The 7985-nt window shown below is 69.7% G+C and carries 7 protein-coding genes; 4 read left to right on the plus strand and 3 right to left on the minus strand.

The genetic code is table 11. The features are described 5' to 3' along the window. Positions 1-31 precede the first annotated feature (31 nt). From AB0I52_RS30710 to glmM, 4 genes are all read left to right on the plus strand, one after another. Complete coding sequence (locus AB0I52_RS30710) at positions 32-1651, plus strand: ATP-binding cassette domain-containing protein (protein WP_363078120.1); 1620 nt, start codon at positions 32-34, stop codon at positions 1649-1651. A 716-nt stretch (positions 1652-2367) separates the two neighbouring features. Next, positions 2368-2811, plus strand: a complete 444-nt coding sequence (rplM, locus tag AB0I52_RS30715; protein WP_024490227.1) for a 50S ribosomal protein L13 — start codon at positions 2368-2370, stop codon at positions 2809-2811. Between the two features lie 44 nt (positions 2812-2855). Continuing rightward, positions 2856-3392, plus strand: a complete 537-nt coding sequence (gene rpsI / locus AB0I52_RS30720) for a 30S ribosomal protein S9 (RefSeq protein ID WP_123461078.1) — start codon at positions 2856-2858, stop codon at positions 3390-3392. 165 nt (positions 3393-3557) lie between these two features. Beyond that, entirely contained in the window at positions 3558-4916 is a 1359-nt protein-coding gene (gene glmM / locus AB0I52_RS30725; RefSeq protein ID WP_363078122.1) for a phosphoglucosamine mutase, read from the plus strand. 36 nt (positions 4917-4952) lie between these two features. On the opposite strand, the gene AB0I52_RS30730 is transcribed toward glmM, so the two are convergent. From AB0I52_RS30730 to AB0I52_RS30740, 3 genes are all read right to left on the minus strand, one after another. Further along, a complete protein-coding gene (locus AB0I52_RS30730) occupies positions 4953-5921 on the minus strand; it encodes a DUF389 domain-containing protein (RefSeq protein WP_363078124.1) in 969 nt (322 codons plus the stop codon). Between the two features lie 28 nt (positions 5922-5949). Then, entirely contained in the window at positions 5950-6945 is a 996-nt protein-coding gene (gene coaA / locus AB0I52_RS30735; RefSeq protein ID WP_363078126.1) for a type I pantothenate kinase, read from the minus strand. A gap of 377 nt (positions 6946-7322) precedes the next feature. Beyond that, positions 7323-7694, minus strand: coding sequence for a DoxX family protein (locus tag AB0I52_RS30740; RefSeq protein WP_363078128.1), 372 nt, complete (start codon positions 7692-7694; stop codon positions 7323-7325). Positions 7695-7985: the final 291 nt, after the last annotated feature.

A 7985-nucleotide genomic window follows, 5' to 3' on the forward strand; every position in this document is an offset into this window, starting at 1 on the left:
CAGAGCTTCGCGGCCCGTGACAATGCTGTACATGGGACATCTTGAAGCAGGCCACCTGGAGTACTACCTACCGGACGGGCGGGTGCTGCTCGGCGATGCTTCGTTCCGCGTGGCGGACGGGGCGGTGGTCGCTCTCGTCGGGGCGAACGGCGCCGGGAAGACCACTCTGCTGCGGCTGCTCGCCGGGGAGCTCCAGCCGCACGGCGGCTCGGTCTCGGTGAGCGGCGGGCTCGGGGTGATGCAGCAGTTCGTCGGCTCGGTGCGCGACGAGCGCACGGTGCGTGACCTGCTGGTGTCCGTCGCCCAGCCCCGTGTCCGGGAGGCGGCGCGGGCCGTCGACCTGGCCGAGGAGAAGATCCTCACCGTCGACGACGAGGCCGCGCAGATGGGGTACGCGCAGGCGCTGAGCGACTGGGCCGAGGCGCGCGGGTACGAGGCCGAGACGGTCTGGGACATGTGCACGACGGCGGCGCTCGGCGTCCCGTACGAGAAGGCGCAGTGGCGCGAGGTGCGCACGCTCTCCGGCGGTGAGCAGAAGCGGCTGGTGCTGGAGGCGCTGCTGCGCGGGCCCGACGAGGTCCTGCTGCTCGACGAGCCGGACAACTATCTGGACGTCCCCGGAAAGCGGTGGCTGGAGGAGAAGCTGAAGGAGACCCGTAAGACGGTCCTCTTCGTGTCCCACGACCGGGAGCTGCTGTCCAGGGCCGCCGAGAAGATCGTCAGCGTGGAGCCCAGCGCGGCCGGAAGCGACGTATGGGTGCACGGTGGCGGATTCGCCACGTACCACCAGGCCCGCAAGGAGCGGTTCGCGCGCTTCGAGGAGCTGCTGCGGCGCTGGGAGGAGGAGCACGCCCGGCTGAAGGCGCTCGTCCTGCGGATGCGGCAGCAGGCGGCGAACAGCCCCGACATGGCGAACCGCTACCACGCGATGCAGACCCGTTTCAAGAAGTTCGAGGACGCGGGCCCGCCGCCGGAGCCGCCGCGCGAGCAGGACATCAGGATGCGGCTGCGCGGCGGCCGGACCGGGATGCGGGCGGTGACCTGCAAGAACCTGGAGCTGACCGGCCTGATGAAGCCGTTCGACCTGGAGATCTTCTACGGGGAGCGGGTCGCCGTCCTCGGCTCGAACGGGTCGGGCAAGTCGCACTTCCTGCGGCTGTTGGCCGGCGAGCCGGTGGCGCACACGGGGGAGTGGAAGCTCGGGGCGAGGGTGGTGGCCGGCCACTTCGCGCAGACCCACGCCCATCCGGAGCTGCTCGGCAAGACGCTCGTCGAGATCCTCTGGACGGAGCAGGCCAAGGACCGGGGCGGTGCGATGTCCGTGCTGCGGCGGTACGAGCTGGAGCGGCAGGGGGACCAGCCCTTCGAGAAGCTGTCCGGCGGACAGCAGGCCCGGTTCCAGATCCTGCTCCTTGAGCTGTCGGGCACGACGGCGCTGCTGCTGGACGAGCCGACGGACAACCTGGACCTGGAGTCGGCGGAGGCCCTCCAGGACGGTCTTGAGGTGTACGACGGCACGGTGATGGCCGTCACGCACGACCGGTGGTTCGCGAAGTCCTTCGACCGGTATCTGGTCTTCGGCTCCGACGGGGTCGTCCGGGAGACGGCGGAGCCGGTGTGGGACGAGCGGCGGGTGTCGCGGGTGCGGTGACGCTTCGCGGGTGCGGGGTTCCTTGGTGCGGGGTTCCGTCCTCAATCGCCGGACGGGCTTGAGTGCGGGGCCCCCGCGGGTGCGCTTTCCCGGTGGGTGGGGGGTGGTGCCCCTCCGGGGCGTCTCCTCAGAAATGGCGTGTTCACCCGGGTCCGCGGGGGACCCGGGTCGTACGCCATTTCCTGCGGGGACTCCCCTGCACGTCCCCACCCCTGCATCGTGCGCGTCTGCACACCGGCGAAACTGCTGCCGCAGACGTGGGACGGCCGGGTCCGGGGCCGTGCAGGGGAGTCCCCGCAGGACGACGAACAGGTACCCGGGTGCCTGTTCGTTCCGGCCGCACGTTCGCCGTTTGAGGAGACGCCCCGGAGGGGCACCGGACCCCCACCCGCACGGAAAGTGCCCCGCGGGGGCACCCGACGCCGCTCAAGCCCGTCCGGCGTTTGAGGACGGAACCCTCCGCCCCGGACCGGGGTCAGGAAGCGGTTTCGGGGGCGCGTTTTGACCCGTCTGGGGCGGGGCGGGTACTGTCAGGGATTGTTATACGTATTGGCTTCGTCGTTCTCACGCGAAGGGCCCTTACGTAGGTTCTCTGGAGCAGTTACCAGTGGCTCGCATACGGGCAGCGTTCCCGGCATTGTGGGCCCCAGCTGCATGGTCGCTTCAGAGGTGCCGTGTGTCTGGACCCCATCCACTGAAGAAGCGAAGGCTACGAAGTGCGTACGTACAGCCCCAAGCCCGGCGATGTCACTCGCCAGTGGCACATCATTGACGCCGAGGACATCGTCCTGGGCCGTCTGGCCACCACGGCTGCGAACCTCCTCCGAGGCAAGCACAAGGCGATTTACGCCCCCCACATGGACATGGGCGACTTCGTCATCATCATCAACGCCGAGAAGGTTCACCTCTCCGGCAACAAGAAGACCCAGAAGATGGCGTACCGCCACTCCGGGTTCCCGGGCGGCCTGCGCTCCGTGCGCTACGACGAGCTCCTCGCGAAGAACCCCGAGAAGGCTGTCGAGAAGGCCATCAAGGGCATGATCCCCAAGAACACTCTGGGTCGCCAGATGATCTCGAAGCTCAAGGTCTACGCGGGTGACCAGCACCCGCACGCTGCGCAGCAGCCGGTCCCGTTCGAGATCACCCAGGTCGCGCAGTAGTTCCGGCCTCCCCCTAAGACGTACAGAAAGATCTGAGGAGAATCGTGGCCGAGACCACTGCAGAGACGCCCGTCGAGGGCACCGAGGTCACCGAGGGCGAAGAGACCTTCGCCGAGGTGACCACCTTCGAGTCCGAGGTGCCCGTCGAGGGCGAGTACACCTCGGAGTCGCTCGTGGGCCGCTTCGGCGACCCGCAGCCCGCGGCCGGCCTTGGCCGTCGCAAGAACGCCATCGCCCGCGTCCGGATCGTCCCGGGCACCGGCAAGTGGAAGATCAACGGTCGCACCCTTGAGGACTACTTCCCCAACAAGGTGCACCAGCAGGAAGTCAACGAGCCCTTCAAGGTGCTCGAGCTCGACAACCGCTACGACGTCATCGCCCGCATCTCGGGTGGCGGCGTCTCGGGTCAGGCCGGTGCCCTGCGCCTCGGCGTCGCCCGCTCGCTCAACGAGGCGGACGAGGACAACAACCGCGCCACGCTGAAGAAGGCCGGCTTCCTCTCCCGCGACGACCGTGCGGTCGAGCGCAAGAAGGCCGGTCTCAAGAAGGCCCGTAAGGCCCCGCAGTACAGCAAGCGCTAAACCGCCTGCTCATCCGCGTTACCCGTTCGCCCCGGCGGCACACCTCGTGCTGCCGGGGCGTTCGTTTCTTGGCAGCCTCGGGCATATAACGGCATAAGACGTTCATACGCCCGTGGATTGTCTGGTCTGTTTTTTTGCGTTTCGGAGCACCTTCGGAGGACACCAGTGGGACGACTCTTCGGCACGGACGGCGTGCGCGGTGTCGCCAATGCGGACCTGACGGCTGAGCTCGCGCTCGGCCTCTCGGTCGCTGCGGCGCACGTACTGGGCGAAGTGGGCACCTTCGAGGGCCACCGGCCGACGGCCGTGGTCGGCCGGGACCCCCGCGCCTCCGGAGAGTTCCTGGAGGCCGCCGTGGTGGCGGGCCTCGCCAGCGCGGGCGTCGACGTCCTGCGCGTCGGCGTGCTGCCGACCCCGGCAGTGGCCTACCTCACCGGCGCGCTGGGTGCCGACATCGGCGTGGTGCTCTCCGCCAGCCACAACGCTATGCCGGACAACGGGATCAAGTTCTTCGCCCGGGGCGGCCACAAGCTCGCCGACGAGCTGGAGGACCGCATCGAGACGGTCTACGAGCAGCACCGCACCGGCGCGCCGTGGGCCCGTCCCACCGGGGCCGGAGTGGGCCGGATCAGCGACTACGCCGAGGGCTTCGACCGCTACGTCGCTCACCTCATCGGCGTACTGCCCAACCGGCTCGACGGCCTGAAGGTCGTACTCGACGAGGCGCACGGCGCCGCCGCCCGCGTCTCGCCCGAGGCGTTCGCCCGCGCCGGGGCCGAGGTCGTCACGATCGGCACGGACCCGGACGGCCTGAACATCAACGACGGCTGCGGTTCCACGCACCTGGAGCTGCTCCGCGCCGCCGTCGTCGAGCACGGCGCCGACCTCGGCGTCGCGCACGACGGTGACGCCGACCGCTGCCTGGCCGTGGACGGCGCCGGCGAGGAGATCGACGGCGACCAGATCCTGGCCGTCCTCGCCCTCGCCATGCGCGACGCCGGACAGCTCCGCAAAGGCACCGTGGTCGGCACCGTGATGTCGAACCTCGGCTTCAAGATCGCCATGGAACGGGAGGGCATCCAGCTCGTCCAGACCGCTGTCGGCGACCGTTACGTACTGGAGTCGATGAAAGCCGAGGGCTACGCCCTGGGCGGCGAGCAGTCCGGCCACGTCATCGTCCTGGACCACGCCACGACCGGCGACGGCACGCTGACCGGCCTGATGCTGGCGGCACGGGTCGCCGCCACCGGCCGTACGCTCGCCGAACTCGCCGGTGTGATGGAGCGCCTGCCGCAGGTGCTCATCAACGTGCCGGACGTCGACAAGTCCCGGGTGGCCACCTCCCCGGAGCTGGCCACGGCCGTGGCCGAGGCCGAGCGCGAGCTGGGCGCCACCGGACGCGTGCTGCTGCGCCAGTCGGGTACGGAGCCGCTGGTACGGGTCATGGTCGAGGCGGCCGACATCGAGCAGGCGCGCGCGGTGGCCGGACGGCTGGCCGACGTGGTGAAGTCCGCGCTGGGCTGAGCGTCAGGGGGGCGGGGGCCTGTGCCCGCCCCCCCTCTACGCCTGTGTGCTGTGAACGGGCGGCTTCGAGTGTGCCCGCTGGCGGCGCCGGGCCGTCCGCCACAGGGCCTTCTGCGCCAGCAGCGTCAGCGTCCCCGAGAGCACGATGCCGGCGAGGTTCGCCGCCAGCTGCTGCGCGGAGCCGGTCATCTGGTGGTAGTCGCCGTAACTGAACGCCACCGCGGCATTGGCCGCGGCCGGCACGGTCGTCACCGAGATCGCGACCCCGATCAGCGCCCCGGACTTCGCCGAGGTCAGGGAGAGCGTCCCGGCGATGCCCGCCAGGAACGCCACCACGAACGACAGCCAGTCCGGCTGCCAGACGAACGCCGTATTGGGCCGGGCCCCCTCGATCATCGCGGCGTCGAACAGCCCGAAGACGTCCATCAGCCAGGCGAAGCCGGCCGTCAGCACCATCGCGACGGCGAAGCCGCCGACCAGCGCCCACAACGAGCGCCACACCAGGCGCGGCGCGCGCTGCACCAGCGCCGTGGAGATCCCGGCCAGCGGCCCGAACTCCGGGCCCACCGCCATCGCGCCCACGATCAGGATCGCGTTGTCGAGCATCACACCGCAGGCGGCGAGCATCGTCGCGACCGCGAGGAACGACACATAGGTGACGCTGAACGTCGACTCCTCGTGCGTCGCCTCCGTCAGCTCCTCCCACAGCACCGCGTCCGCGCCCTCGCCCGGTGCCTCCTCCTCGGCCCGGTCGGCGCGCGCGGAGAGCGTCAGATCCATGTTCTCGACGGTGATCGACCCGTACGTGTCGACCCCGATCCGCCGCAGCTCCGCGATCAGCTCGTCGCCCGCTTCGCGCGCCACGTCGCACAGCACCATGTCGCCGACCGGGTCACGCGCGGCCCCCGGCAGCACCACGAGGTGGGCGGTGCCGACGGTCCGCTCCAGCAGGCCAGTCACCTCGTCCGTGTGCGCGGCGGGGACGAGCAGGCGCAGATGCAGCACAAGGGGCTCCTCAGGTGATTCCCGCGCCTCATAGCTTGCGCAGGGACAGCCGCTGGACCTTGTGGTCGGGGCCCTTGCGGAGCACCAGGGTGGCACGGCCCCGGGTCGGCGCGACGTTCTCCACCAGATTGGGCTTGTTGATGGTCCGCCACATCGTCGCCGCGTACTCCATCGCCTCCGCCTCGGAGACCTGGGTGTACTTGCGGAAGTACGACGACGGGTCCTGGAACGCCGTCGCGCGCAGCTTGCGGAAGCGGTTGAGGTACCAGGTCTCGATGTCCTCGGGCCGCGCGTCCACGTACACACTGAAGTCGAAGTAGTCCGCGAGCCCGACCCTGGTCCGGCCGTCCTTGCCGGGCAGTGCGGGCTGGAGCACGTTCAGCCCCTCGACGATGAGGATGTCGGGGCGCCGCACGGTGAGCCGCTCGCCGGGCACGATGTCGTAGATCAGGTGCGAGTAGACGGGGGCCGACACCTCGTCCTTGCCCGCCTTGATGTCGGCGACGAAACGGGTGAGGGCCCGCCGGTCGTAGGACTCCGGGAAACCCTTGCGCGACATCAGCCCGCGCGCGTGGAGCTCCTTCATCGGCAGCAGGAACCCGTCCGTGGTCACCAGCTCCACCCGGGGGTGCTCCGGCCAGCGGGCCAGCAGCGCCTGGAGGATACGGGCGCTGGTCGACTTGCCGACCGCCACGCTGCCCGCGACCCCTATGACGAACGGGGTGCCGCGCTGCGCGCCGTGCCCGTTGCCCGCGTCCCCGAGGAAGGTGTTCAGCGCGCCACGCAGCTCGGAGGTGGCCCGCACGTACAGGTTGAGGAGCCGGGAGAGCGGCAGATAGACGTCCCGCACCTCGTCCAGGTCGATGACGTCCCCGAGCCCGCGCAGCCGTTCCACCTCCTCGGCGGTCAGCGGCAGCGGCGTCTTGTCGCGCAGTGCGCTCCACTCCGCTCGGGAGAGGTCGACGTACGGCGTCGCGGCGTGCTCGGCGCGTCGGTTCGCGCTCCGTGTCGGCGAAGTGATCACGGGTTCATTGTTACGGGAGTTCGAACGGAGTGGGGGGTGGAGTCGGTCACCAGCCTTGGGGACCAGCGGACAGCGAGTAACGCCAAGCACTTGATCTTGGGCTTCTGGCACAGGTGATCGGTGCGGTGCGGGGGTTCGGCGGAAGGTCCCCCGGATCAAGCGGTATACCGAGCGCAGGCCGAGGAAGAGACGTCGCCGGGGAACAGCGAGGAGTCGAGGTGCAGAAGAGTGGTCATGGAGTGTTCCTCAGGTGTAGCAGTGGTCGGGACGCAGACGCGGATGAACGGTGACGGTCCGCGTGGAGAGGTGTTCTCGCGATCACCCGGCCGGCTTTGCCGGGTAAGGACGAGCTGCGGCGTCGCCGCTTACAGCCCTGGTCAGGAGGCGAGGACGAGAGTGACGGCGGCAGCGATCGCGATGATGGTGAGGATGACGGGCGCCATCGAGTGGCCGCGGGTCTCGGGGTTGGCGTAGTCGCCGGACTTGGCGTGGAAGCCGACGGCTCCGACGAGTACGACTGCGAATCCCAGGGCAGCGGAAACGCCGATGGGCCACCAGAAGAGACCGGCGAGGAGCCCTACGGCTGCGGCCAGCTCGGCCAGCCCGATGAACCGGACCAGCGGGGCGCTGAGGCCTCCCGGGGACTGCAACTGGGCTGGGATGCTGCCCTTGAGCCGGGCTTTCGGTAGTCCGGCGGCCAGCCCGACAACGGCGAGCAGAACACTCAGTACGGCGGCGAAGACAAACACGGGTCATGCCCTTCTGGAGAGTGATTCGGACCGCCCGAGCTCTGAGGGACCGGCGTCCGTGGAGGATGGGTGTTCCGGCGGGTTTCGCTGCTCACGCATGAGCGTTGCTGCAGTGCGGTCTCATCGATGGAGAGCGCTGCGGTGCGGCGACCTGGCCGCGGGCCGGGAGCCGGCCGCACCGCGGCGGGGGCAGGAAGCGGCCACTCAGGTGAGCGGCTGTTCGGTGAAGTTCCTGAGCACCAGTGCGCCTGGAACCTCGATGAGGCGTCCGCCTTCGTCGATCCTGCCGAG

Source organism: Streptomyces sp. NPDC050423 (genome assembly GCF_040655445.1).
In the GTDB taxonomy this organism is placed as follows: domain Bacteria; phylum Actinomycetota; class Actinomycetes; order Streptomycetales; family Streptomycetaceae; genus Streptomyces.